General features: G+C 65.6%; 26 protein-coding genes. 14 read left to right on the top strand and 12 right to left on the bottom strand.

Translation table 11 applies throughout. The features are described from left to right. Positions 1–19: 19 nt before the first annotated feature. A complete protein-coding gene (locus tag ACYP33_RS03910; RefSeq protein WP_414443515.1) occupies positions 20–550 on the top strand; it encodes a class IV adenylate cyclase in 531 nt (176 codons plus the stop codon). An 83-nt stretch (positions 551–633) separates the two neighbouring features. Here the strand turns inward: ACYP33_RS03910 and ACYP33_RS03905 are convergent, their stop codons facing one another. Then, positions 634–1,125, bottom strand: a complete 492-nt coding sequence (locus tag ACYP33_RS03905) for an Lrp/AsnC family transcriptional regulator (RefSeq protein ID WP_414443514.1) — start codon at positions 1,123–1,125, stop codon at positions 634–636. 139 nt (positions 1,126–1,264) lie between these two features. Between ACYP33_RS03905 and phhA the strand changes: the two genes are divergently transcribed. Then, a complete protein-coding gene (gene phhA, locus ACYP33_RS03900; RefSeq protein WP_459619820.1) occupies positions 1,265–2,176 on the top strand; it encodes a phenylalanine 4-monooxygenase in 912 nt (303 codons plus the stop codon). Between the two features lie 37 nt (positions 2,177–2,213). After that, the gene (locus ACYP33_RS03895) at positions 2,214–2,579 is read left to right on the top strand and encodes a 4a-hydroxytetrahydrobiopterin dehydratase (protein WP_459619818.1); all 366 of its coding nucleotides are present in this window, start codon (positions 2,214–2,216) and stop codon (positions 2,577–2,579) included. Between the two features lie 232 nt (positions 2,580–2,811). On the opposite strand, the gene ACYP33_RS03890 is transcribed toward ACYP33_RS03895, so the two are convergent. Beyond that, positions 2,812–3,042 (bottom strand): DUF3717 domain-containing protein, encoded by a 231-nt coding sequence (locus tag ACYP33_RS03890; protein ID WP_414443511.1) that lies wholly within the window; start codon positions 3,040–3,042, stop codon positions 2,812–2,814. Between the two features lie 107 nt (positions 3,043–3,149). Here ACYP33_RS03890 and ACYP33_RS03885 point away from each other — a divergent pair, with 107 nt between their 5' ends. Next, entirely contained in the window at positions 3,150–3,842 is a 693-nt protein-coding gene (locus ACYP33_RS03885) for a response regulator (protein ID WP_414443510.1), read from the top strand. A gap of 116 nt (positions 3,843–3,958) precedes the next feature. Further along, positions 3,959–5,524, top strand: coding sequence for a sensor histidine kinase (locus tag ACYP33_RS03880; RefSeq protein WP_459619816.1), 1,566 nt, complete (start codon positions 3,959–3,961; stop codon positions 5,522–5,524). 81 nt (positions 5,525–5,605) lie between these two features. On the opposite strand, the gene ACYP33_RS03875 is transcribed toward ACYP33_RS03880, so the two are convergent. From ACYP33_RS03875 to mnmC, 7 genes are all read right to left on the bottom strand, one after another. After that, the gene (locus ACYP33_RS03875; protein WP_414450632.1) at positions 5,606–6,175 is read right to left on the bottom strand and encodes an SET domain-containing protein; all 570 of its coding nucleotides are present in this window, start codon (positions 6,173–6,175) and stop codon (positions 5,606–5,608) included. A 269-nt stretch (positions 6,176–6,444) separates the two neighbouring features. Then, positions 6,445–7,557, bottom strand: coding sequence for an NADH:flavin oxidoreductase/NADH oxidase (locus ACYP33_RS03870; RefSeq protein ID WP_459619813.1), 1,113 nt, complete (start codon positions 7,555–7,557; stop codon positions 6,445–6,447). 192 nt (positions 7,558–7,749) lie between these two features. After that, positions 7,750–8,460 (bottom strand): glutamine amidotransferase, encoded by a 711-nt coding sequence (locus ACYP33_RS03865; RefSeq protein WP_414450634.1) that lies wholly within the window; start codon positions 8,458–8,460, stop codon positions 7,750–7,752. Positions 8,461–8,500: 40 nt separating this feature from the next. Further along, complete coding sequence (locus tag ACYP33_RS03860) at positions 8,501–9,142, bottom strand: MarR family winged helix-turn-helix transcriptional regulator (protein ID WP_414450635.1); 642 nt, start codon at positions 9,140–9,142, stop codon at positions 8,501–8,503. Between the two features lie 515 nt (positions 9,143–9,657). Beyond that, entirely contained in the window at positions 9,658–10,773 is a 1,116-nt protein-coding gene (locus ACYP33_RS03855; protein ID WP_414443505.1) for a YbdK family carboxylate-amine ligase, read from the bottom strand. A 57-nt stretch (positions 10,774–10,830) separates the two neighbouring features. Then, complete coding sequence (locus tag ACYP33_RS03850) at positions 10,831–12,045, bottom strand: cation:proton antiporter (protein WP_414450636.1); 1,215 nt, start codon at positions 12,043–12,045, stop codon at positions 10,831–10,833. A gap of 749 nt (positions 12,046–12,794) precedes the next feature. Continuing rightward, positions 12,795–14,768, bottom strand: a complete 1,974-nt coding sequence (mnmC, locus tag ACYP33_RS03845; RefSeq protein ID WP_459619810.1) for a bifunctional tRNA (5-methylaminomethyl-2-thiouridine)(34)-methyltransferase MnmD/FAD-dependent 5-carboxymethylaminomethyl-2-thiouridine(34) oxidoreductase MnmC — start codon at positions 14,766–14,768, stop codon at positions 12,795–12,797. Positions 14,769–14,798: 30 nt separating this feature from the next. Between mnmC and ACYP33_RS03840 the strand changes: the two genes are divergently transcribed. Then, on the top strand, positions 14,799–15,098 hold the full coding sequence (locus ACYP33_RS03840; RefSeq protein WP_414450638.1) for a hypothetical protein: 300 nt from the start codon (positions 14,799–14,801) through the stop codon (positions 15,096–15,098). 50 nt (positions 15,099–15,148) lie between these two features. Continuing rightward, a complete protein-coding gene (locus ACYP33_RS03835; protein WP_006401505.1) occupies positions 15,149–15,427 on the top strand; it encodes an HU family DNA-binding protein in 279 nt (92 codons plus the stop codon). A gap of 91 nt (positions 15,428–15,518) precedes the next feature. Here ACYP33_RS03835 and ACYP33_RS03830 read toward each other — a convergent pair whose 3' ends face one another. Further along, positions 15,519–16,823, bottom strand: a complete 1,305-nt coding sequence (locus ACYP33_RS03830) for a GTP-binding protein (protein WP_459619807.1) — start codon at positions 16,821–16,823, stop codon at positions 15,519–15,521. Positions 16,824–17,097: 274 nt separating this feature from the next. Next, positions 17,098–17,553: a lytic transglycosylase domain-containing protein gene (locus ACYP33_RS03825; protein WP_414443501.1), complete on the bottom strand. Its 456-nt coding sequence runs from the start codon at positions 17,551–17,553 to the stop codon at positions 17,098–17,100. Between the two features lie 368 nt (positions 17,554–17,921). Between ACYP33_RS03825 and gspD the strand changes: the two genes are divergently transcribed. Genes gspD through gspF form a run of 3 tightly spaced genes read left to right on the top strand, consistent with a single transcriptional unit; the run spans position 17,922 to position 22,967 of the window. Further along, positions 17,922–20,267 (top strand): type II secretion system secretin GspD, encoded by a 2,346-nt coding sequence (gene gspD, locus ACYP33_RS03820; RefSeq protein WP_459619804.1) that lies wholly within the window; start codon positions 17,922–17,924, stop codon positions 20,265–20,267. Beyond that, on the top strand, positions 20,264–21,745 hold the full coding sequence (gspE, locus tag ACYP33_RS03815) for a type II secretion system ATPase GspE (protein ID WP_414443499.1): 1,482 nt from the start codon (positions 20,264–20,266) through the stop codon (positions 21,743–21,745). Before gspD ends, gspE begins: the two co-directional genes overlap by 4 nt. A 4-nt stretch (positions 21,746–21,749) precedes the next feature. Further along, complete coding sequence (gene gspF / locus ACYP33_RS03810) at positions 21,750–22,967, top strand: type II secretion system inner membrane protein GspF (RefSeq protein ID WP_414450641.1); 1,218 nt, start codon at positions 21,750–21,752, stop codon at positions 22,965–22,967. Positions 22,968–23,089: 122 nt separating this feature from the next. Here gspF and ACYP33_RS03805 read toward each other — a convergent pair whose 3' ends face one another. After that, positions 23,090–23,500 (bottom strand): hypothetical protein, encoded by a 411-nt coding sequence (locus ACYP33_RS03805; RefSeq protein WP_459619802.1) that lies wholly within the window; start codon positions 23,498–23,500, stop codon positions 23,090–23,092. Between the two features lie 151 nt (positions 23,501–23,651). On the opposite strand from ACYP33_RS03805, the gene gspG reads away from it, so the two are divergent. The 4 genes from gspG to ACYP33_RS03785 form a co-directional block, all read left to right on the top strand. Further along, positions 23,652–24,113 (top strand): type II secretion system major pseudopilin GspG, encoded by a 462-nt coding sequence (gene gspG, locus ACYP33_RS03800; RefSeq protein ID WP_459619800.1) that lies wholly within the window; start codon positions 23,652–23,654, stop codon positions 24,111–24,113. A gap of 55 nt (positions 24,114–24,168) precedes the next feature. After that, entirely contained in the window at positions 24,169–24,660 is a 492-nt protein-coding gene (locus ACYP33_RS03795) for a GspH/FimT family pseudopilin (protein ID WP_459619798.1), read from the top strand. A gap of 2 nt (positions 24,661–24,662) precedes the next feature. Further along, entirely contained in the window at positions 24,663–25,073 is a 411-nt protein-coding gene (gspI, locus tag ACYP33_RS03790) for a type II secretion system minor pseudopilin GspI (RefSeq protein ID WP_414443494.1), read from the top strand. Then, a partial coding sequence (locus ACYP33_RS03785; RefSeq protein ID WP_459619852.1) for a prepilin-type N-terminal cleavage/methylation domain-containing protein occupies positions 25,051–25,121 on the top strand: 71 nt, incomplete at its 3' end. The genes gspI and ACYP33_RS03785, both read left to right, overlap by 23 nt.

Here is a 25,121-nt window from a genome sequence, read left to right as displayed (position 1 = left end):
CAAGACCGAGGAGAACTGCATGGCACGCAACATCGAGATCAAGGCCCGCGTCAGCGACTTTGACGCCCTGCGCGACAAGGCGGCATCGCTCGCCACCGACGCCCCGCTGTTCTACCGTCAACAGGATTTCTTCTACGACGTGCCGCGCGGCCGGCTCAAGCTGCGCCGCTTCGACGACAACACCCCGCCCGAACTGATCTTCTACCAACGCGACGATCGCGACGGCCCGAAGGTGTCGTACTACACGCGCAGCCCGGTCACCAACCCCGAAGCGATGCACGCGCTGCTGGCCACCGCGCTGACCACGCGCGGCATCGTCAGCAAGGAACGTCACGTCTATCTGGTCGGCCGCACGCGCATCCATCTGGATCGCGTCGACGGGCTCGGCGATTTCATCGAACTGGAAGTGCTGCTGGCCGAGGATGACGAGGAAGCCGGCGGCGAGGCCGAGGCGCACGAAATGTTCGCCAAGCTCGGTGTGCCGGCCGAGGCGCTGGTGGCGGTGGCCTATGTGGACCTGCTGAACGCGCCGGAGGCGGCCGCCGCCTGAACCCGGCAACAAGGCAATAAAGCAGCAAGGTAATGTCCGGGTGGGGCCGCCCCCGCCCGGTGTCACGATCCGGCGCGCCCCGCTCAGGCGGGCGCCGCGCCCGGCTCCAGGTGCGACAGCGGCAGCGGCCCGTTGCGCTTGAAGGTGGTCAGCACGATGTTCGAGCGCACGCTGTCCACGCCCGGCACGCGCATCAGCTTCTTCATGACGAACGACGACAGCGCGTTCAGATCCGGCGCCACGATCCGCAGCAGATAATCGGCATCGCCCACCACCGCGTGGCATTCGAGCACCTCGGCCAGCAGGTCGATCTCCTGCTGGAACTGCTCGATGATCGAATCGCCGTGATGCTTGAGCTTCAGGCTCGTGAACGCGGTCACGCCCAACCCGAGCCGTTCGGGGCGCAGCACCACGCGATAGCCGTCGATCACGCCGGCCGATTCGAGCCGCTGCAGGCGGCGGCCGATCTGCGATGGCGACAGCGGCACCTGCTCGCCGAGCTGCTGGTGGGTGGCGCGGCCAAAACGCTGCAACACGTCGAGCAGCGCCAGATCGAAGTGATCGAGTTCCAACATGAAAATTCTCCGCACGAATTCCGATTTAGATGCGCGATTATCGCATTAACTCGTGATTTCACGTCGAGATTGCGCCCATCCCGCGCGTTGTCCGCTCTACACTGGCATCCATCGTCACCGCTTGAACAGAGAGCCAGCCATGCCCACCGTCGTCACCGCGAAACTGCAGGAGCAGTTCGACGCGGGTCTCGAAACCCGCGCCGATTTCACGATCGATCAGCCGCTCGAGCGCTACAGCCGGGTGGATCACGCGGTGTGGGCAACGCTTTACGCACGTCAGACCGCCCTGCTCGAAGGCCGCGCGGCCGACGCGTTCGTGGCCGGCATGAAGCGCCTGACGCTGCCGGCCGATCGCGTGCCGTCGTTCGAGGACGTGAACCGCCAATTGAAGCCGGCCACCGGCTGGGAAATCGTCGCGGTGCCGGGCCTGGTGCCCAGCGACGTATTCTTCGCACACCTTGCGAATCGCCGCTTTCCCGTGACCTGGTGGATGCGCCGCCCCGACCAGCTCGACTACCTTGAAGAACCGGATTGCTTCCACGATCTGTTCGGCCACGTGCCGCTGCTGATCGATCCGGTGTTCGCCGACTACATGCACGCCTATGGCCAGGCCGCGCTGGCCGTGGCCGACGATCCGGTCGCGCTGGCGCTGCTCGGCCGGCTCTACTGGTACACCGTGGAATTCGGCCTGATCCGCAGCCGGCAGGACCCGGACACCTTGCAGATCTACGGCGCGGGCATCGTGTCGAGCCGCGGCGAATCGGTCTACAGCCTCGAAAGCGATACGCCGAACCGGATCGGCTTCGACCTCGATCGCGTGATGCGCACCGCCTATCGCATCGACACGTTCCAGAAAACCTACTTCGTGATCGACGATTTCGAGCAACTGTTCGCGCTGGCCAAGGTCGATGCGCGCGCGCTGGCCCGCCGCCTGGCCGAATTGAGCGAACACCCGGCCGGCGCGGTGCTCGATGGCGACCACGTGTTCCATCGCGGCACCGGCGAAGGCTGGGCCGAGCATGCCGATACGAGCGATCGCGTCGCGGCCTGAAGCCCGATCAAATCGGGCATCGCGCAAATATGGAAGAATGACCGGATCGGCGCGCCGCCCCTGGCAGGCGCGCCCCATCCGCAAACGAGGCCATCCCATGATTCACAAGCTCACATCGGAAGAACGCAAGACGCAGCTCGCCACGCTGCCCCATTGGTCGTCCATCCCCGGGCGCGACGCGATCCAGCGCAGCCTGCGTTTCGCCGATTTCAACGCGGCGTTCGGCTTCATGACGCGCGTCGCGATCAAGGCGCAGGAAATGGATCACCATCCCGAGTGGTTCAATGTGTACAACCGCGTCGACATCACGCTGTCCACGCACGATGCCGACGGCCTGACCGAACGCGACATCGCGCTCGCGCGCTTCATCGATCAGGCCGGCGGCGAGGCCCAGCTCGGTTGATCAGGGGACCGAACCTTCGCGCCCAACCCGACACCTTGCCGACAGGCACCTGACATCCCCAAGACAAACTGCACGGGCCGCCATGCGAGCGTCATACTGATACGGTCCCGACGTTCCGCATCCTTCATACGAACCGGCGCGTGGCAAGGTGCAAAAACAGAACGCGCGTCAACGCCGAAGCGTGGACGCGCGTTTCTTGATTCAGAAAGATTGCGCGAAGCGGTGCCGGCTGTCAGTTTTCCAGGCCGTTCGTGAGGCGCGTGTAAGACTCCCAGGCACGACGTGCGATGGGGTCCAAACCTTCCAGTTTCAGTGCGCCTTGCCGCTGTACAATCAGCAACGCATACGGCCTGGAAAGCGCGCTCGCTTCTTCGCACAATCTGAGTTCGTCGCCGCTGGACGGCGAACGGGCGCGCCAGAAATTGATCGCGGCTTCGAGTTCGTAGATCGAGATGTCGGACATAGTTGGAATTTCGTTCGCTAGCCGCCTTGCTGTCGTCGGCCACGCGACATGCTGTTGGAAACGGCGTCGTGCTGTCCCAGCCAACCCATTGTACTTGAGCGAATCTCATGCGACTCCTCCTCATCGAAGACGACCGCCCCATCGCACGCGGCATCCAGAGCAGTCTCGAACAATCCGGCTTCACGGTCGACATGGTTCACGACGGCATTTTCGCCGAGCAGGCACTCGCCCAGAATCGCCATGAGTTGGTGATCCTCGACCTGGGCTTGCCCGGTATCGACGGCATGACGCTGCTGTCGCGCTTCCGTCAGACCAATCGCCACACGCCGGTGATCATCCTCACCGCCCGCGACGAGCTGAACGATCGCGTGCAGGGCCTGAATTCGGGCGCCGACGATTACATGCTCAAGCCGTTCGAGCCGGCCGAACTCGAGGCGCGCATCCGCGCCGTGATGCGTCGCAGCGGCCCGCACAGCGACATGCCGCGTCCGGAAGTCTCGCTCGGCGGCGTTCGCCTGTCGGGCGTCGATCGCCGCATCTTCAACGACGACAAGCCGCTCGAACTGTCGCCGCGCGAATTCGCCGTGCTCGAAATGCTGCTGCTGCGCCACGGCCGCGTGGTCAGCAAGGCCCAGTTGCAGGATCACCTGACGCACTTCGGCGGCGATCTCGGCGATACCGCGATCGAAGTCTATGTGCACCGCGTGCGCAAGAAGCTCGAACAGTGCCGCGTGGAAATCGTCACGGTGCGCGGCTTCGGCTACCTGCTGCAGGAAATCCGCCAGCCGGCCAGCGTCTGACGCCCGGCCGCCCCGGGAGCGCAGGCGGCATGCCCGCCGCGTTCCTGCCGGCACGCTTGCGAACACCACGCCCGGCCCTTTCGCCGGGCGCTTCTTTTTGATGGTTGACCGACGCGATGTCCACTGACCCGGCCGCTTCCAGCCTGCGCCGCTCGCTGCTGCGCCGCCTCGCCGCCCCGCTGTCGATGCTGGCGCTGATGAGCGGCCTGATCGCCTATTGGCTCGCCTGGCAGTACACGCAGCACGTGATCGATCGATCGCTGGCCGATCTGGCCACCGCCATCTCCAAACAGATCCAGATCGCCGGGCCGGACGCGCCGTTTACCGTGCCGCCGCTCGCGCAGGCGATGTTCTCCGATCCCGCCGAGCAACTGATCTACCGCATCAGCGACGGCGAGCACGAACTCGCCGGCGATCCGCGCCTGCCGCTGCAAGGCACCAGCGTGCGCCGCATGCACTACGCCTACGTGTTCGAGGCCGATTACGAAGGCCAGGCCGTGCGCGTGGCCCAGGTGCGTGTCGAGCAGACCGACAACGGCAATCCGATGATCGTCGAGGTCGCGCAGCCGGTGCGGCACCGCTACCAGATCGCCGCCGAATTCCTCGTGGCGATCATGATGCCGTTGCTGTTGCTGCTGCTGGCCGGCTGGGGGATCGTCTGGCGCGTCGTGAACCAGCAGTTGGGGCCGCTCACGCATCTGGCCGATTCGCTGAACCGGCAGACTCACACCTCGCTCGAACCGGTCGACGAAACCGATGTGCCGCTCGAAATCCGCCCGCTGACGAGCGCCATGAACGCGCTGCTCGGTCGGCTGAAAACGGCGCTCGATGCGCAGCGCAAGTTCATCGCCGACGCCGCGCACCAGTTGCGCACGCCGCTGACGGCCGTGAAGCTGCATGCCGAGCAGGCCGCCATTGCGCGCGATCCGCAGCAGACGCTGACCGCCGTGCACGAACTGCGCGCGGCAGCCGATCGCGCGGTGCGGCTGTCGAATCAGTTGCTGTCGCTGGCGCGCGCCGAACCTGGCGAACAGGCGGCCCGTTTCGTGGAAGTGGATCTGGCCGCGCTGGCGTTCGAGACGGGCGCCGAATGGGTGCCGCGCGCGCTCGCCGCGCACGTCGACCTCGGCTTCCAGACCTGCGACGACACCGCCGCCGCATCTTCTCCGGACTGCCAATCGATTCACGGCGACGACGCGGATGCCGACGACCTGCCGCCCGACGAATTCGACCTGGCCAATGTGGAGCCGCTGATGGTGCGCGGCAACCCGGTGCTGCTGCGCGAGGTGATTGCGAACCTGCTCGACAATGCACTGAAGTACGTGCCGCTGACACGCCCCGACGGCGCGCGGATCACCGTGAACGCCGCGCAGGTCACGCTGCCGAACGGGCGCATCGCGGGCGAGATCGTGGTGGAGGACAACGGCTCGGGCGTGCCGCAAGGCCAGCAGGCGGACCTGTTCAAGCGCTTCTTCCGTGGCGATGCGCAGAGCGGCAACGGCGTGGAAACGGGCGCGGGCCTCGGCCTCGCGATCGTCTACGACATCATCGCGATGCACGACGGCGACGTGCTGTATGCCGATGCGCCGGAAGGCGGCTCACGCTTCATCGTGCGGATTCCGCTGGCGAGCAAGCCGGAGGCGACGGCCAAGGCCACCGATTCGCCAGCGCAACACGGCTGAACGCTGAAAACCGGCCCGCAAAACGCATGACGGCGCATCGCGCGCCGTCATGGATTGATTGACTGTCAGCCGCCCGGGCGCTTACTTCTTCTTCGCGCCCTTCTCCTTGCGCTCGGCCTTTTCGGCCTTTTCGGTCTTCTCGGCCTTCGCTTCCTTCTCGGCCTTGGCCTTCTTCGACTTCTTCTTTTTCTTCTTGTCCGAGTCGTCGTTGACGGCCAGCAGCGTGCCGCGGCAGGTGCTCGCGCCGCAATGGCACGCGTACTCGCGCTTCAGTTCCTTGGTCAGCTTCTCGTCGATCACGAGGCCGTAGTCGTAGAACAGCTCCTCGCCGGCTTCGAGGTCGCGCAGCGCGCGGATATGCACACGGCCGGCGGTTTCCTCGGCTTCGCAGTTCGGCGCGCAAGAGTGGTTGATCCAGCGTGCGCTGTTGCCGTCGACCTTGCCGTCGATCACGTCGCCGCCTTCCAGCGCAAAGTAGAACGTGTGATTCGGATCGCTCGGATCGTGCGGATGACGGCGCAGCGCCTCCTTCCAGGAGATCCGCTCGCCTTTGTATTCGACCACGCGCTCGCCCGTCTTGATCGGCGCGGCCGCGAATACGCCCTTGCCGTGAACGCCGGAACGGCGCACGACGATCCTGCGTGAACTCATCGATGAATCCTTGTGAAGACGATGGATGACGCGAAGGCGGCGGCAAGCCGGCCGCCGTCCGCATGCGGCGCGCGATCTGCGTCGCGCGCGCGGAGCCGTCGAAGCGACGCGCCCGCGACGGGCCAACCGCATGCTACACGTTCGCGCTTGCTTCGTTCAACCGATCATGCGCGAACGGCATGGATCGGCGCGAATCGACACGACAACAGGCAGCTTGTCGTGTCGATCCGGCCCGCGTTGCGCGGGATGATGGGGGATTGCAGCGGGCTTCAGCGCTGGCCGAACGCCACGTCGCCGAACAACGCCTTCTGCTCGCGCGGCTGCGAGCGCCAATACTGCGGCGGAGCCGTCACGGTCGCGCCAAGTTCCGCAGCCGCATGCCACGGCCAGCGCGGGTCGTAGAGCATCGCGCGGGCCAGCGCGACGAAGTCGGCATCGCCGTCGGCCACGATCTTCTCGGCCTGCGCCGCTTCGGTGATCAGGCCGACCGCGAATGCCGGCAGGTCGGCCGCATGACGCACGGCGCGCGCGAACGGCACCTGATAGCCCTGCGACAGCGGGATCTTCTGCAGCGTCGACACACCGCCCGACGACACGTCGATCCAGTCGCAACCGCGCGCCTTCAGCGCCTTCGCGAATTCGATGGTTTCGTCGAGCGTCCAGCCGCCGTCCACCCAATCGGTGGCCGATACGCGCACGCCCACCGGCCGGTCGGCCGGAAACGCGGCGCGCACGATGTCGAAGATCTCCAGCGGGAAACGCATGCGGTTTTCGAGCGAGCCGCCGTATTCGTCGTCGCGCCGGTTGGCCAGCGGCGACAGGAACTGATGCAACAGATAGCCGTGCGCGGCGTGCACTTCGAGCGCGTCGACGCCGAGCCGCGCGGCACGCCTGGCGGTGGCCTCGAACGCGCGGCGCACGCGATTCAGCGCGGCCGTGTCGAGCGCGAGCGGCGGCGTTTCGCCTTCCTTGTGCGGCACCGCCGAGGGCGCATGCGGCAACCAGCCGCCGTCCGCCACCTCGATCAACTGGCCGCCTTCCCACGGCGCCTGGCTCGATGCCTTGCGGCCCGCGTGGCCGATCTGCATCGTGACGCGGATCGGCGAATGCTGCCGAATGGCGGCCAGCAGCGGCACGTAGGCGGCCTCGGTGGCGTCGTCCCACAAGCCGAGATCGCCCGGCGTGATGCGGCCATCCGGTTCGACGGCCACCACTTCGGTGCACAGCATCGATGCGCCCGACAGCGCGAGGCTGCCAAGGTGAATCGTGTGCCAGGCGGTGGGCTCACCGCGTTCGGCCGAGTACTGGCACATCGGCGAGACGACGATGCGATTCGGCAATGTGATGCCGCGCAGGGTAAAGGGAGAAAACAGGACGCTCATCGCAGGCTGGCTCGCTACAAGGGGGCGGAAGCGATCGAGGTTAGCACGCAGCGCACAAGGCTGCTGGCGCCGCTCCGGGGAGGCCACCGAGGCCTGCCCCTGTCGAATGGCTGACGAAGCCGCCAGCGGCCCCTTGAAGCAAAACGGCACGCATTGGCGTGCCGTTTCGTGAGAGATGCCGAGGATCGTCGATCAAAGCCCGACCGCGCCGAGCCATTCCGAGAACATGCGCGCAGCGGCCGGCATGAGCACGGGGCCGTGCAGCGCCGTGGCCGCACGCAACTGCCGGGCATCGACGCCGGACGCCGAGCCGATTTCGCTGGCATGGCCGATCAGCCAGGCCTCGAAGGTTTCGGTCGAGATTTCCGGGTGGCATTGCAGTGCGAGGACATGCTGCCCCCACGAGAACGCCTGATGCGCGCAGTCGGGTGTGGCCGCCAGATGGATCGCGCCGGGCGGCAGATCGAACGTATCGCCGTGCCAGTGCAGCATCGAGGTGTGTTCGCCGGACAGATGCCGCAGCGGCGACGCTTCGCCGGCCGCCGTCAACGTGAGCGGCGCCCAGCCGATTTCCTTCACCTTGCCCGGATAGACCCGCGCACCGAGCGCTCGTGCGATCAGTTGCGCGCCGAGACAGATGCCGAGCGTCGGCAACCCGGCCTCGATGCGCCGGCGGATCAGTTCGACGAGCGGCGCGGTGGTCGGATAGAGATCGTCGTCGTAGGCGCTGATCGGCCCGCCGAGCACCACGAGCAACGACGGCTCGCAGGCGTCGAGCACCTCGACGCGCGACGTGCCGACATCGACATAACGGACACGCCGGCCGCGTTCGCCGAGCACGCGCTCGAAGCTGCCGAGATCCTCGAAGTGGACGTGGCGGATCGCCACGACTTCTGCATTCATCAAACCGGGCTCCGTCTGGCGCGCCACGCGCGGCGCCTTTTTACAGCTGCGCGAATATCTTCCAGGTTTTCTTCTGCGTCAGTGCGTCCGCTTCTTCATGCACGGTGCAGTCGAGGCGCAGATCGCTGTCGGCCATCGTCAGGTCGAGCAGCGAGCAACGGTACGATGCCTTGCGGCCGGTTTTACCCGGCTGAAAATGCTTGCAGGTCACGCACATGCGGTGTTGCGGCGCCTGGCCGGCCACCTGCAGCTCGCGCATGACCTTCAGCAGCGCGCGGTACAGCGCGCCTTGCTCGTCGCCGCCGAGCACGCCCACGGCCTTCGACAGGAAATCGGGCCATTGCAGCGCCTTCTTGGCCGCGGTGCGGCCGCGAGCGCTGAGGCGAACGGCGAGTGCGCGGCCATCGTCGAGCGCACGGCGCTTTTCCACGAGACCCTTGGTTTCGAGCGTGCTGACCGCATCGCTGGTGGTAGCCGCGGTCAACTGGGTTTCCCGGGCGATCTCGCCGAGACGCATCGGGCCCTTGCGCTGCAGCAACAGCACCAGGATTTCACCTTGCGTCGGCGTCAGACCGGCGCCTTCCGCCCAATTCCATGCTTCGCTTCGCATGGCCGTACTCAATCGCAACAGGCTGTGGGTCACACGACCCGCTGCCTCGTTCCCGTAAACACCTTCGCTCATAGTCTTTTCGCTGTTGCCGGCCTCGGTTCGAACCGACGGCCTTTGTGGGGAGATCCGTGTCCAGCCTGCCATCGAGAATCGAGATGCAGTGTCCGGAACGGCGCACCGATGCCCGTTCACCATGACTGATACGCCATGAACCGGCCTGCGAACGCGATGCTATCCGGCACTGTCGTTCGCAAAGCCGACATTCTATGCGAGAGCAGAAAATCGCACAGCTAAGTTATCCAAATAAGTCTGTGGATAAAACCTGGATAACCGAAGCGTTTCGCTGTGCCATTAAGAACGACTCTCATGTGCACGTCGGGCGGCCGCTTTCAATCGACAAACAACGGTGTGCCGGCGGGGGAAGACGCGATCGTGCGCGAGACGCGCAGAGCCTTGAGTTTGCTGGGAAAGCGCCGGTTATCCACAAGCGCCCGATGAGAATTACTTCAGACTACTACATTTGTTCGACCGGCCCGAAAGCCGGTCGGACTTTCTGCCGCAGATACCGGCGGCGGAAATAGTCTTTTTCACTCGCGCCAGCGCAAACATTGCTGACGAACTGTCTCGTTAAGCGACTTTTCCTGCTTGAACACGGTGCGCAACCACGATGCGTCATTTACACGCGCCTTCGCCTGCGCGCCGATTTCGTCGAGCGCGGCACGCGAGCCGAGCGCGGCCGCATGCGGTGCGAGACGGTCGAGCGTATCGAGGATGTCTTCGGCGATGGTGCGGCGCTCGCCCGTTTGCGGATTCACGCAGGTGCCGTCCAGACCGAAGCGGCAGGCCTCGAATCGGTTGAACGTGTAGACCAGGTAATCGTCTTCGGACAGCTTCAGCGGCTTGTCGAGCAACAGGTAGCGCGCCAGCGTCTGGATGTAACAGGCGATCGCCGCGGCGCGATCGACCGACAGCGGCGTATCCATCACGCGAACCTCGATCGTGCCGAAGCCCGGCTTCGGGCGGATATCCCAGTAGAAGTCCTTCATGCTGTTGACCACGCCGGTGTTGACCATCTTCGAGAAGTACTCCTCGAAGCCATCCCAAGTCAGCGTGTACGGCGCGCGGCCCGACATCGGAAACGCGAACACCGAATTCAGGCGTGCTGAATGAAATCCGGTATCCACGTTCTGCACGTACGGCGACGACGCCGACAGCGCGATGAAATGCGGGATATAGCGCGACATCGAATGCAGCAGGAACAACGCGCTGTCGGCATCGGGGCAACCGATGTGCACGTGCTGGCCGAACACCGTGAACTGCTTGGCCAGATAGCCGTACAACTCGGACAGATACTGGAAGCGCGGCGCGTCGTAGATCTGCCGGTCGCTCCATTGCTGGAACGCGTGCGTGCCGCCGCCGGCGAGACCCACGTTGAGCTGGTCGGCCGCCTTCACGAGCACGTCGCGAATCGTGCGCAATTCGCCGAGCGCCTGCTCGTGCGAATGGCAGATGCCGGTCGACAGCTCGATCATGCTTTCGGTGATTTCCGGCGTGATGTTGCCGGGATGCGGCTCGTTTTCGATCAGCCGCATCAGGTCCGACGCCGCTTTGGTCAGGTCGTAGTTGTGCGTGTTGACGATCTGGATTTCCAGCTCGACGCCGAACGTGAACGGCTCGGAATTGTTGAAGGTTTCGAGTGCCATGGCAAATTCCGGATAACGGGTTGGGTGCCGCCGCGATCGTGGCCGCGGCGGCGCCGATCAGTTGTCGTCGCGCCGTTCGCCCACCGCCGACAGGCTGCGATAGACGAAGGCCGGACCGACGAGCTGCAGCAGCACGATCGAACACATGACGACCGCGCGCAGGTGCGGATCGAAGTTCGGATAAGACTGATAGGTGTCGTCCACCAGCAAGTAGGCCAGCGCCGACATCGGCGCCAGCGACAGGCCGAGCGCCACGCCCTGCTTCACGTTGATGCCGCTCTTCTTGGCGAACGCCACCACGCCGATCAGCTTGGCGACCAGGCGCGTGGCGATCAGCACCAGCGCGATCAACCCGCCCGTGGCGAGGTCGTGCCAGGTGAACGAAGTCAGCGTCAGCACGAACAGAATGACGGTCAGCAGCCAGCCGGCCGTGCCGAAATGCTCGGGCCAGAGTTGCGGACGCACCTCGAGATTCTTCACGACGATGCCGGCCAGCAGCAAGGTCAATACGGTCGACAACTTGAGCGCCTGCGCGACCGCGATCGCCAATACCACCAGGCCGAACAGCGCGACGAACGAATGCTCGTCACGCATGACCGGCGCGATGTGACGGAACAGGTAATTGCAGGCGCGTGCGAGCAGGTACGCGAGGATCATCGAACCGGCGATCAGATACAGCGGCTGCAGGATCGTCGCGAACACGTTGCCGAATTCCTCCTGGTGCAACCAGCTCGTCAGCAATTTCGTCAGGACCACCGAATACACGCTGTTGAGCGCCGTGAGCGTGAGCAGGCGTTGCGACACCTGCCCTTCCGCGCGCAGTTCGGTCTTGAGCTGGATCGCCATCGCCGGCGAGGTGGCCACCGCGATGGCGGCCAGCACGATCGACACCATGGCCGGCACGTTGAGCACCAACAGCACGGTCAGCACCAGCGCGAAGGTCAGCGTGGCTTCGGCCACGCTGGTGGCGATCAGCCAGGGGTTGCGGCGAATCCAGCGCAGGTCGAGCCGGCTGCCGAGTTCGAACAGCAGCAGCCCGAGCGCGACGTTGATCAGCAGGCGCGCGGTATTGCTGGTGCTGGCGTCGATCGCGCCGAACCCGGCCGACCCGGCGATCAGCCCGATGACGGCGTAGCCGGTGACGCGCGGCAGGCGCCACGCGCGGTAACAGAGTTCGCCACAGAGGCCTGCCGCGAACAGCGCGATCCCGGCCCAGAACACGGCATCGGGAACAAACGGCCAATTCGGTAGAAACGAGAATGCCGACTTCATCGAGGTGAATTCTCCTATGCGAAGGCAACCGGCTGCGACGCTGGGTCGAGCGTATCGAACGAAATGGCGCGCTGGCTTGGCTGGTTGCCCCGTTGTTGTTGGTCTGGATCAGGGCGTCATGACACGGGATTTCCCGAATCGCGACGCATGAGGACGCTGCTCGGGAGATGGCCGATCTGACTGCCGGCCTGGCGTGATGGAAACAGCGCGATCTCATCCTCAGATTCCGATTCGCTAGAACTGTTCCTGATGTGCCGCGCCGGTGGCATTCCGGTGCGGCGCAGTGGTGTCCGATTGTGCCACATCTATTTCGCACCGGATCGGATTTATCCGAAGCCTGGCCGCTCGGTAGATGCCATGGGTTTATAACCACAGGTTTACTTGTATGTATACGTAGTAGTAGTTAACAAGGGCATCGATTTTCTGTGGATAACCCCGGTAAACCTCACAGATTCATAAGCTTGCCAAACTCAAAAACCCCGCACAGCCTGTGCGCTCGCACAGCAATTCACAGAACAACTTTTGCTGTGCTGTGCGGCGAACCCAAGTTACCCCGTTTACGTCCACTGTGGTTACACAGGGAACTCACGGGGAAATCGCGCGCTTATCCACAGATGCCGGTGGATAAGCTGCCGCGCACAGGCGCCGTTTTCTGGGCGGCTGTGCCGGATCGGGCTGTGGCAACCGGGAATGGGTGAAGCCGGAAAGCCGGCGTGCCGCACCATTGGCGCGGCCGGAAGGTGCGGATCTCAGCCGGCGCGGCCCTGGCGCAGGGCGCGGAGCAGGAAGCGTGCGGGGTCGACGGCTTCGGCCAGTTCGCGTTCGATCGGCCAGGGTTCGCCGTCGAGCTGCGAGGCGATCAATTCTGCGCAGAGCGCGGCCCAGATGAAACCGCGCGAGCCGAAGCCGAACGCGCCATAGAGGCCTGCCGCGCGTGGCACATCGCGTGCCTGCGCGCCCGACAGCAAGGCGGCTTGGGCTGCCGCTTCGGGCTCGTCGCCAAGCTCGCCGGCCATCGGCAGACGATCGCTCGCCACGCAGCGGAACGCGACGCGGCCCGCCAGCGCGGCCGGATCTGCAATGACATCGATATCGACGTGGCTGCATGGCAGCAGTGCCGCGAGCCGCGCGAGATTGTCTCGATGATCGCCGGCGCGCAAGGCTGGGTCCGTGTCGTCGGGATCGTAGGTCGCGCCGGTCAGCGCGGTGCCGTCGGCGAACGGGATCAGGTAGCCGTCGCCGATCACGGGCAGCGCAACGTCAGGGGCGACGCCGGCCGGCAGCAGGCTCAACTGGCCGCGCACGATCTGCACCGGGGCATGATGCAAGCGCGCGACGCGGGGCGCATCGGCCGCGTTGGCGACGATGGCCACGGATGCCTCGGCCAGCGTTGCGCCCGACGCATCGATGGCGCGCCATCCGGCGCCGTCGCGGGGCACGAGCTGCGCGACGTCCACACCGTGCAGGCGCGTCAGCCGCTCGCCGGCCATCGCGCATGCGGCACGCGCAAGTGCCGCCGGATCGAGCGAGCCGCCGTGCGGAAAGAACCATCCGCCATGAGCAACATCGGTGCGCAGGCGCTCGGCTGCTTGCTCACGCGTGAGCAAGACGGCCAGTGTTTCCGGCATGTCGAGCGCGTCGGCCGCGGCCTGCATGCGAACGAATTCGTCATCGTCGCAGGCCAGTTGCAGCAAGCCGTTTGCACTGCGCGAGAAGTCGTGACCGGCCGCCTCGAACGCGCGCCAGCGCGACAGCGCATACAGATAACCGGCGCGCGACAGCCGTGCGCCGAAGTTGTCGTCGATCGCGACGAGCGGATGAAACACGCCGGCCGGATTGCCCGAGGCTTCGCATGCGACAGCATCATGGCGCTCGATCAGCGTGACGTGCCAGCCGCGTGCGGCAAGACGTTCGGCGAGCGCGCTGCCGGCCAGCCCCGCGCCGATCACGATTGCGTCGCGGGTGCTTGCGTCATGCGCGCGCGGTGGCTCGTGACGACGTACCTTCCAGCGTGGCGCGAAGGTGCCCGCGCAGGCTTCCTCGCGACACGAAAAGCCCGCATTTTGCAGGGCCTTTCGCATTTCATCGTCGATCGTATCGACGGTGAACGTTGCGTTCTCATCGGCCAGTTTGGCGAGCGCGCGACACGTCATGGCCGCGCTTGCATTCCGATTGTTCCGGACTGCGAAGGTATTGACATGGAACGCATCGGCGCGCAACACGAGCGACGACAGCATCGCCTCGGTGTCGCCGAACGCGAGCGTCAAGATCACACGCCCGGCATCGAGTTCGAGCCGATGCAGGCCCGGGGTGAGCATTGGCCACGTATCGACGAGCGTATCGATCAAGCATTCGACACCCGCTTCCCTGTTGGTTGCGCTCGCAACCAGATATTTGGCAGCTCGATGCAGATCCTCGCGTGAAAACGGGTGCGACTCGATTGCTACGTAGTGCAGACGTTCGCCGCGCGCCGGATCGGCACGCCAGGCGGACCAGGTGGAGAGGAACTGCAATCCGGCGCCGAAGCCGGTTTCGACGATCGTGAAGCTGCGCCGGCCGCGCCAGCGTTCGGGCAGCCCGTTGCCGTGCAGCAAGCCGCTGCCGGCTTGCGCTGGCGCAGGGTGCGCATCGGCCGCGGCAGGCTGCAACTCGCCGTGAAACGATGAAACGAGCGTGCCGTTTTCAAGGCGCTGAAGCGTGGCAGGGATCAGTCGGTCGGTCATGCGAAACAATCGAAATGGGCCGGCATCGCCGTGGAAGCCCCGCCCCGCTTGGCGTTGGCAAAAACCAACGTCATTGCGCAAGGCTGGGTTCGCACGCTTGACAAGGCCGGGCGGTGCGCTGCAAAAATGCGGGCAACGGCGCTGGAATCCGGCAAAATCCGGATGAAAATCTTTGAAACCCTTGTCGTTATTGGGTTTGCGCTGCGCTATCATAGCAAGCGCCGTAAAGCGGAAGCGCCTCAGGCGCCTTCGCTGTTACGAGGCGCGGCGCAGTCCGACTGCGCCCTGCCGTCGCCGCGAACTGCGATGCTACGGTGGGCGCACTTATAATCGGCGCGTCTGCGCTGTTCGTGTCAACCTAACCTGAGAAAGGAACCTTAATGAACAAACAGGAACTGATCGACGCCGTCGCCGCACAGACGGGCGCCAGCAAGGCACAAACCGGCGAAACGCTGGACACGCTCCTCGAAGTGATCAAGAAGGCCGTGTCGAAAGGCGACGCGGTTCAGTTGATCGGCTTCGGCAGCTTCGGCTCGGGTAAGCGTGCAGCACGTACCGGCCGCAACCCGAAGACGGGCGAAACCATCAAGATTCCGGCTGCCAAGACCGTCAAGTTCACGGCTGGCAAGGCATTCAAGGATGCAGTGAACAAGCGCTAAGTTCTGCGTTTGTTAACGGAAAAACCCGCCTTCCCGGCGGGTTTTTTTTCGTCCCCGGCATCACGGCCCTGGGCGCGGCGACGCATCGCGTTCAGTGACGATGGACGATTTCACCGTCGTGATCATGATCATCGTCATGATCGTGCTCCTCGATGTCCCACGCAGGGAACGGATCGGGCAGCGCGTGCCAGGCATCGGGGCCGGCCGCGAATTCAGTTTCGTCGAGCAGGCAGGCGTCGAATTTCGCACGCCACGCGTTCGTATCGAGGCCCACGCCGATCAGCACCAGTTCCTGGCGGCGGTCGCCGATCGTCGTGTCGTCCGGATCGCCATGCCAATCGGCGGCGATTTCGTCGAGCAGCGACGGATCGTCGTCCGGCCATTCGCTGCGATCCTGCGCGGCCCACCAGAGCCCCGCCGGCCCATGACGGCACACGCCGCCGGCCTGCGACAGCGAGCCGCCGACATCATGACGCGTCGCCAGCCAGAAGAAGCCCTTGCTGCGCAGCACTCCCTTCCACTCGTCGTGCAGCAGCGTCCAGAAACGCTGCGGATGAAACGGCCGGCGCGCGCGATACACAAAATGACCGATGCCGAATTCGTCGGGCGTGCCATGCGCATGGGCGCCGTCGCAGGCGTCGCTGCAATCGCCGTCGTGGCGATGTTCGAGCGAGGTGAGCCAGCCCGGCGCGTTCGCGGCGGCCTCGAAATCGAAGCGCCCGGTGCCGATCACCTCGGACACCGGCACGACGCCGAAGCGGCTCACCACCTGATGCGCACGCGGATTGAGGCGGGCGAGAATCCGTTGCAACTGCGCCAGTTGATCCGCTTCCACCAGGTCGGCCTTGTTGATCACCAGCACATCGCAGAATTCGATCTGCTCGATCAGCAGTTCGACCAGTTGGCGATCGTCGTCGCCGGCAGTGGCCAGGCCGCGATCGGCGAGGCCTTGGTCGGAACCGTAATCGCGCAGGAAATTGAACGCGTCGACCACCGTCACCATCGTGTCGAGCCGCGCGACATGTTCGAGCGAATCGCCGTCGTCGTCGACGAACGTGAAGGTTTCGGCGATCGGCATCGGTTCGGCCACGCCGGTCGATTCGACCAGGATCGCGTCGAAACGGCCCTCGGCGGCCAGCCGGCGGATTTCCACCAGCAGGTCGTCGCGCAGCGTGCAGCAGATGCAGCCGTTCGACATCTCGACCAGCCGTTCCTCCACGTGCGACAACGCCGCCTTGTCGTCGACGAGCGCGCCGTCGATATTGACGTCGGCCAGGTCGTTGACGATCACGGCAACGCGCAGGCCGTCGCGGTTGGCGAGCACGTGGTTCAGCAGCGTGGTCTTGCCGGCGCCGAGAAAGCCGGACAGCACGGTAACGGGCAACGGCGAGTTCATGGCGATGGATACCCCGGAAAAAGACGAAAGCAGCCGAGCGCGCGCAGGCGTGGCGGCATGAAAGCCGCATTGTGCATCAAACGCGCGGGCGGGCGGGGACGCCGGGCTGGCTGGGGAGCATCGGCAGAAGAAGCGGGAGAGGAAGCGGCAGAAAGAAACGGGCTGAACGAAGCGGATGAAACGAGGAATACGGCAGGCGAAATCGGTGGGGGGCTACCGGCAGACGGCGGCTCGGCGGTGCGTTCGCACTGTGGCCGTACCGCACCGCTCGCCCTCAGTGCGGCTCGTTCGCCGTCGGCAGCAGACGCCATTTGGCCAGGATCGCCGCGATCTGCCGAGCGTATTTATCGCGCAACGACGGCGTTTCGGAGTGGTAAGCACCTACCGCGGCCCAGGTGTTGCCGAACTTGTTCATCTTCTGGCGCAGGTGCCACGCCGCGATGTAGACGTTCTTGCACGGCTGCATCAGCGTGTCCTTGGTGATCCCGTATTGGGATAGCCGCGACAGATGGATCGAGTTGATCTGCATGATCCCGTAATCGGTCGAACCGTTCGCATTCCGGTTGATCGCGTCGGGTGTGTTGTGGGATTCCTGCCACGCGATGGCGCGAAGGATCAGCGGATTGACCTTCTGATACTTGGCGGCCTCGTCATAACAGTCGGCATGCGCGGGAGCGCTGAAGCCGGCTGCGGCAAGCCACGACACGAAGAGAAAACACCTAATTTGCATTAGGAAGCCTTCAAATAGCTGAAAAAACGGGAAATCGGGGCGGGAAAACCCCCAACGCGGAAAGCGGGCGCAGGCGCTGCGCCGCCCGTATCATACCGGTGCCCTGGCGCATCCCGCCACCGTCCGCAGCGGGTGTTGCGGGCAGCGAACACGGTTTTTTCCAGGGCCTTTTATTTGGAATTCTTGCGAAAACTTGCCGAAAGAAATACGACCCGCAGCAGCCGGGATGATCTGGCTGAAAAAAGCGAGAGGTCTCTCGGACCAATGTGATATTTCGGACACGAAAAGCTGATAATGTCCGTTTTTTGTTTTCCGCAATCACGCTCTACCGTCTGATACGGCCTTACCCGGCATCGACTACCCACCTCATGACAACCACTCGTTTTGCTATGCGGCGCGCTGCAAAAGCGCTCGTCGTCGCCGGAATCGTCGCGTCCCAGATCACGGTCGCGCACGCCCAGGTCACGCTCAATTTCGTCAATGCCGATATCGATCAGGTGGCCAAGGCCATCGGCGCGGCCACCGGCAAGACGATCATCGTCGACCCGCGTGTGAAGGGGCAGTTGAACCTCATCTCCGAACGATCGGTGCCCGAGGATCAGGCGCTCAAGACGCTGCAATCGGCGTTGCGCATGCAGGGTTTCTCGCTGCTGCAGGACCACGGCGTCCTGAAGGTCGTGCCGGAAGCCGACGCCAAGCTGCAGGGCGTGCCCACCTATATCGGCAATACGCCGCGCGCCACCGGCGACCAGATCGTCACGCAGGTGTTCGAACTGCATAACGAATCGGCCAACAACCTGCTGCCGGTGCTGCGCCCGCTGATCTCGCCGAACAATACCGTGACGGCGTATCCGGCCAACAACACGCTGGTCGTCACCGATTACGCCGACAACGTGCGCCGTATTGCCCAGATCATCGCGGGCGTGGACGGCGCGGCCGGCAACCAGGTCGTGGTGATGCCGCTGCGCAACGCCAACGCGATCGACGTGGCCAGCCAGCTCGGCAAGCTGCTCGACCCGGGCTCGATCGGCAATACCGATGCCACGCTGAAGGTCAGCGTCACGGCCGATCCGCGTACCAACGCCATCCTGCTGCGCGCCTCGAACGGCTCGCGGCTGGCCGCGGCCAAGCGGCTCGTGTCGCAGCTCGACGCGCCGAGCGGCGTGCCGGGCAACATGCATGTGGTGCGGCTGCGCAATGCCGACGCCGTGAAACTTGCAAAAACCTTGCGCGGCATGCTGGGCAAGGGTGACAGCAGCAGCTCCAGCTCCACGAATGACGCCAATTCGTTCAATTCGGGCGGCGGCTCGGGTGGCGGCAGCAACTTCTCGACGGGCACGTCCGGCACCGCTCCGCTGCCGTCGGGTTCGTCCTCGCTGGGCTCCGGTTCCGGTTCGGGCAGCAGCTTCGGCGGTGGCGGCAGCGGCAGCGGCAAGAACGACGGCTTCCTCAGCAGCGACAAGGACAAAAGCGACGACAACCAGCAAGGCGGCATGATCCAGGCCGACGCCGCCACCAATTCGCTGATCATCACCGCGTCGGACCCGGTCTACCGGAACCTGCGCGCCGTGATCGACCAATTGGACGAGCGTCGCGCGCAGGTCTATATCGAGGCGCTGATCGTCGAACTGAATTCCACGACCTCGGCCAACCTGGGCATCCAGTGGCAGGTCGCGAACAACGCGCTGTACGCGGGCAGCTCGCTCGGCACCAACGTGTCGGGCCTCGGCAACACCATCACCGGCCTGACGTCCGCGGCCGCGACGGGCTCGGCGAGCGGCATCAGCGGTGGCGCCGCGGCGGCGGCCTCGCTCACGCCGGGCCTCAATATCGGCTGGCTCAAGAACATGTTCGGCATCACCGGCCTCGGCGCGCTGCTGCAGGCGTTCTCCGGGTCGAGCGACGCGAACGTGCTGTCCACGCCGAATCTGGTCACGCTCGACAACGAGGAAGCCAAGATCGTGGTCGGCCAGAACGTGCCGATCGCCACCGGCTCGTACTCGAACCTGACGAGCGGCAACAGCAACAACGCGTTCAACACCTTCGACCGCCAGGACGTGGGCCTGACGCTGCACGTGAAGCCGCAGATCACCGAAGGCGGGATCCTGAAGCTGCAGATCTACACCGAGGATTCTGCGGTGCTGCCGAGCACCTCGAGCAGCGCCAGCACGATCGGCGTGCCGACCTTCACGAAGCGTTCGATCCAGTCCACCGTGCTGTGCGACAACGGCGAGATCATCGTGCTCGGCGGCTTGATGCAGGATAACTACCAGGCCGGCAACAACAAGGTGCCGCTGCTCGGCGACATCCCCTGGATCGGCCAGTTGTTCCGTTCGGAAGGCAAGCAGCGCTCGAAGACCAACCTGATGGTGTTCCTGCGCCCGGTGATCCTGAGCGATCAATCCACCACGCAGGCGATTACCGCGAACCGCTACGACTACATCCAGGGCGTGCAGGGCGCGTACAAGTCGGACAACAACCTGATCAAGGATCGCGACGATCCGGTCACGCCGCCGATGCCGATCGGCCCGAGCGACGGCGGTTCGCCGGCCGCGAACCTGTTCGACCTGTCGCGCATGACGCGCCGCCCGGGCTATCCGGCGAATCCGGCCAGCGCGCCGGCCGCCACCGCGCCCACCTCGGGCGTGGCCGCGCCGGTGGTCCAGCCGGTGCCCACCCAGGGCGTGACCACCCAGCCGGGAGCGCAGCCGTGAACGACGCCGTCCGGGACGCCCAGAGCGACGCCGGCCCGTCGGCGATCGCCGCGCGCCTGCTGCCCTACGGCTTCGCGAAGGCCGGCCAGATCCTCGTCGCGCAGCAGGACGGCGAGGCGATCGAAGTGTGGATCAGCGATCGCACGACCGATGCGGCGCTGGCCGAGGTTGCCCGCAATTTCGGTGCGCTGACGGCGCGCCGCCTGCCCGCCGACGAGCTTGCCCAGGCGATCAACACCGCCTACGCGCGCCAGGACGGCAGCGCGGCACAGGTGGTGGGCGAGGTGGAAGGCGAGGTCGATCTGTCGCGCCTGATGCAGGACATCCCCGAGGTGGAGGACCTGCTCGAATCCGAAGACGATGCGCCGATCATCCGCATGATCAACGCGCTGCTGACGCAGGCCGCGCGCGAACAGGCGTCGGACATCCACATCGAGCCGTTCGAGAACGCCTCGGTGGTGCGCTTCCGCGTGGACGGCACGCTGCGCGACGTGGTGCGCCCGAAGAAGGCGCTGCACGGCGCGCTGATCTCGCGGATCAAGATCATGGCGCAGCTCGACATCGCCGAGAAACGCCTGCCGCAGGACGGCCGGATCACGCTGCGGGTGGGCGGCCGCCCGGTGGACGTGCGGGTGTCGACGCTGCCGACCGGCCATGGCGAGCGCGCGGTGCTGCGCTTGCTCGAAAAGGATTCGAAGCGCCTCAATCTCGAAGCGCTCGGCATGGGCGGCGATACGCTCAGGCAGTTCGACAAGCTGATCGCGCGGCCGCACGGCATCGTGCTGGTCACAGGCCCGACCGGCTCGGGCAAGACCACCACGCTCTACGCGGCGATGTCGCGGCTCGAAACCGCCACCACCAACATCATGACGGTGGAAGATCCGATCGAATACGACCTGTCTGGCATCGGCCAGACGCAGGTGAACGAGCGGATCGGCATGAATTTCGCACGTGCGCTGCGTTCGATCCTGCGTCAGGACCCGGACGTCATCATGATCGGCGAAATCCGCGACCTCGAAACCGCGCAGATCGCCGTGCAGGCCTCGCTGACGGGCCACCTGGTGCTGGCCACGCTGCACACCAACGACGCGGCGTCCGCCGTCACGCGTCTGACCGACATGGGCGTCGAGCCGTATCTGCTGGCGTCGTCGCTGCTCGGCGTGCTCGCGCAGCGGCTGGTGCGCCAGCTGTGCCCGCATTGCAAGGCGCCGCGCGAGGAAGACGGCCGCATCCGCTATCACCCGGTCGGCTGCGAGAAATGCGGCCATTCGGGCTATTCGGGCCGGCGCGGCGTGTACGAACTGCTGACGCTCGACGACGACATCCGCTCGCTGGTCCACCGCAACGCACCCGATTCGGAGATCCTCGCCTCGGGCCGCGCCCGTGGCATGCGCACGCTGCGCGACGACGCCGAGCGCTGGATCGAGCAGGGCAACACGTCGCTCGAGGAAGTGCTGCGCGTGACAGGAGGCGCATAGCGCGATGCCGGCATTCCGTTTCGAAGCCATCGACGCAGGCGGCCGCCCTCAGAAAGGCGTGATCGAGGCCGACAGCGCGCGCGCCGCGCGCGGCCAGTTGCGCACCCAGGGCCTCACGCCGCTGGTGGTCGAGCCGGCCGCCAGGCGCACGGCCGGGCAGCGCAAGCAGCGCCTGTCGATCGGCCGCAAGATGTCGCAGCGCGAGCAGGCGATCCTCACGCGTCAGCTCGCCAGCCTGCTGACCGCCGGGCTGCCGCTCGGCGAGGCGCTGGCCGTGCTCACCGAGCAGGCCGAGCGCGATTACATCCGCGAACTGATGGCGGCGATCCGCGCCGAGGTGCTGGGCGGCCATTCGCTGGCCAGCGCACTGGCGGAGCACCCGCGCGATTTCCCCGAGATCTACCGCGCGCTGGTCGCGGCCGGCGAACACACCGGCAAGCTCGGCCTCGTGCTGTCGCGCCTGGCCGACTACATCGAGCAGCGCAACGCGCTCAAGCAGAAGATCGTGCTGGCCTTCACCTACCCGGGCATCGTCACGCTGATCGCGCTCGGCATCGTCACGTTCCTGCTCAGTTACGTGGTGCCGCAGGTGGTCAACGTGTTCGCGAGCACCAAGCAGCAGTTGCCGGTGCTGACGGTGGTGATGATGGCGCTGTCCGCGTTCGTGCGGAACTGGTGGTGGGCGATCCTGATCGGCGTGGCGCTGGTGATCTGGGCCGCGAAGGCCACGCTGTCGCGCGAAGGCCCGCGCCTCGCGTTCGACCGCTGGCTGCTCGGCGCGCCGCTGGCCGGCAAGCTGGTGCGCGGCTACAACACGGTGCGCTTCGCGAGCACGCTGGCGATCCTGACCGCGGCTGGCGTGCCGATCCTGCGCGCGCTGCAGGCCGCGGGCGAAACGCTGAGCAACCGCGCGATGAGCCGCAACATCGAGGACGCCATCATCCGCGTGCGCGAAGGCACCTCGCTCTCGCGCGCGCTCAATCACGTCAAGACGTTCCCGCCGGTGCTGGTGCACCTGATCCGTTCGGGCGAGGCCACCGGCGACGTCACGACCATGCTCGACCGCGCCGCCGAAGGTGAGGCGCGCGAACTCGAACGCCGCACCATGTTCATGACGAGCCTGCTCGAACCGCTGCTGATCCTGGCGATGGGCGGCATCGTGCTGGTGATCGTGCTGGCCGTGATGTTGCCGATCATCGACCTGAACAACATGGTGCAGTGAGGCGGCGGCAGGCAGGCGAAACGGGTGGAGCAAGCAAAACGGGCCGCATGATGCGGCCCGCTTGCGGAATGAACGGCAGGCCCTGACGCGGGCAACCGCAGTGGCGTCAGGGCAACGGCGGCTCAGCGAACGTAGATGGTGGCGCCGGGCGCGTTGGCCGGCAGGAAGATTTCGGTGTGCGCACCGTTGCGGTCGATCACGATCGAGCGCGCGCGAACTTCGGCGAGCTTGGTGCCCTGCATGATGTTGCTGCCCAGCGTGATCGCGCGGGCCGGGTCGCCGCCCGCGCCGATGATCGCGGCGGCGCCCTGGCGCAGCGCGAGGATGCCGAACAGGTGGATGTCCTGTACCGGGTTGTGCGTGAGCTGCCCGCCGAACAGCGCGGCAGCGTCCTCCGTGCGCAAGGGTGCGCGCGCGGCGGCGGCGGGTAGTGGGGCCTGATGCGCCGAGAGCGTGATGGCCCAGTAAGTGGCCGTCGCGCACAAAGCCGCGAAGAGGGCGAGGGAGAGGATCCGGATCGAGAGCGCGTTCATGCGGGCTATTGTACGGACGATTATGTGAAATTTGCGTTGGGTGAAAGCCCGAAGCAGGGGCCGTCTTACAATGCGGCTTCGCTGCGCGGGCGGTGTGCCTGCCAGCGCCATTCAATATTGACTGACTGTTTTTGAAAGAGAGGTTTCACCCATGCAAACGTGGATCAATCGCCGCCCGCAAGCCGCGCGTCGCCCGAACGGCCAACGCGGTTTCACGCTGATCGAGATCATGGTCGTGATCGCAATTCTCGGCATTCTCGCGGCGCTGATCGTGCCGAAGATCATGAGCCGCCCGGACGAAGCGCGCCGGGTCGCCGCCAAGCAGGACATCGGCACCGTCATGCAGGCGCTGAAGCTGTATCGCCTCGACAACGGCCGCTACCCGACCCAGGAGCAGGGCCTGCAGGCGCTGACCGCCAAGCCCACCACCGATCCGGTGCCGAACAACTGGAAGGACGGCGGCTATCTCGAACGCCTGCCGAACGACCCGTGGGGCAACCCGTACAAGTACCTGAACCCGGGCGTGCACGGCGAAATCGACGTGTTCAGCTACGGCGCCGATGCGAAGGAAGGCGGCGAGAACAACGACGCCGACATCGGGTCCTGGCAGTAACGTCCCGCCCGCGCGGCCGACCGACCGATACCGTTCCCTTTACCCTTCGTTTGTCATGCGAACCCCCGGCACTACCCTGCTGCGTTCTCCGCCCCGGCGGATGCACGGCTTCACGCTGCTCGAGATGATGGTCGTGCTCGTGATCGCGGGGATCCTCGTGACGGCGGCCACGCTGACCATGCGGCGCAATCCGCGCACCGACCTCCACGAGGAAGCGGTGCGCGTCTCGCTGCTGCTCGAAAGCGCCGGCGACGAGGCCCAGGTTCGCGCCCGGCCGATCGCCTGGCAGCCCACCGAGCACGGCTTTCGCTTCGACATCCGCAGCCAGGACGGCTGGCGCACGCTGCGCGACGACCTGTTGCGCCCGCGCGACTGGGATGGCGGCGTGACCGGCGCGAGCATCGATTACCCGGGCTCCGATACGCAAGTGAACCGGATCGTCTTCGGCACCGAACCGATCGACGTGCCGGTGCGCGTCACGCTCTATTCCGCGATCGGCAGCGCGACGATCGTCGGCACCGGCAACGGCCGCTACGAGGTGCGCTGAACATGTCCGCCCGGCTCACCCCTGCACCGCGCCGCGCCTCGCGCGCGCGCGGCTTCACGATGATCGAGGTGCTGATCGCGCTGGCCATCATCGCGATCGCGCTGGCCGCGTCGATCCGCGCGGTCGGCACGCTCGCCAGCAATGCCGGCGCGCTGAACGACCGCCTGCTGGCAAGCTGGAGCGCCGACGACGTGCTCGGCCAGTTGCGCCTCGCGCATGCCTGGCCCGAGGTCGGCGAGCAGACCTTCGATTGCTCCCAGGGCAATCTCGAACTGAGCTGCACGCAGCGCGTCAAGACCACGCCGAACCCGGTGTTCCGGCGCGTCGAGGTGTCGGTCAGCAAGACCGGTGAGAAAGGCGTGCTCGCGCAGATGGTGACGGTGGTGGCGAATGAAACCAATCGTTCGCTCTGAGCGCCGCGCGCGCGGCTTCACGCTGATCGAGCTGCTGATCGCGATCGC

The sequence above is a fragment of the Burkholderia sp. 3C genome (genome assembly GCF_054589155.1).
The sequence above is the reverse complement of the archived record's forward strand: the minus strand, read 5'-3'. Positions and strand labels throughout refer to the sequence as shown.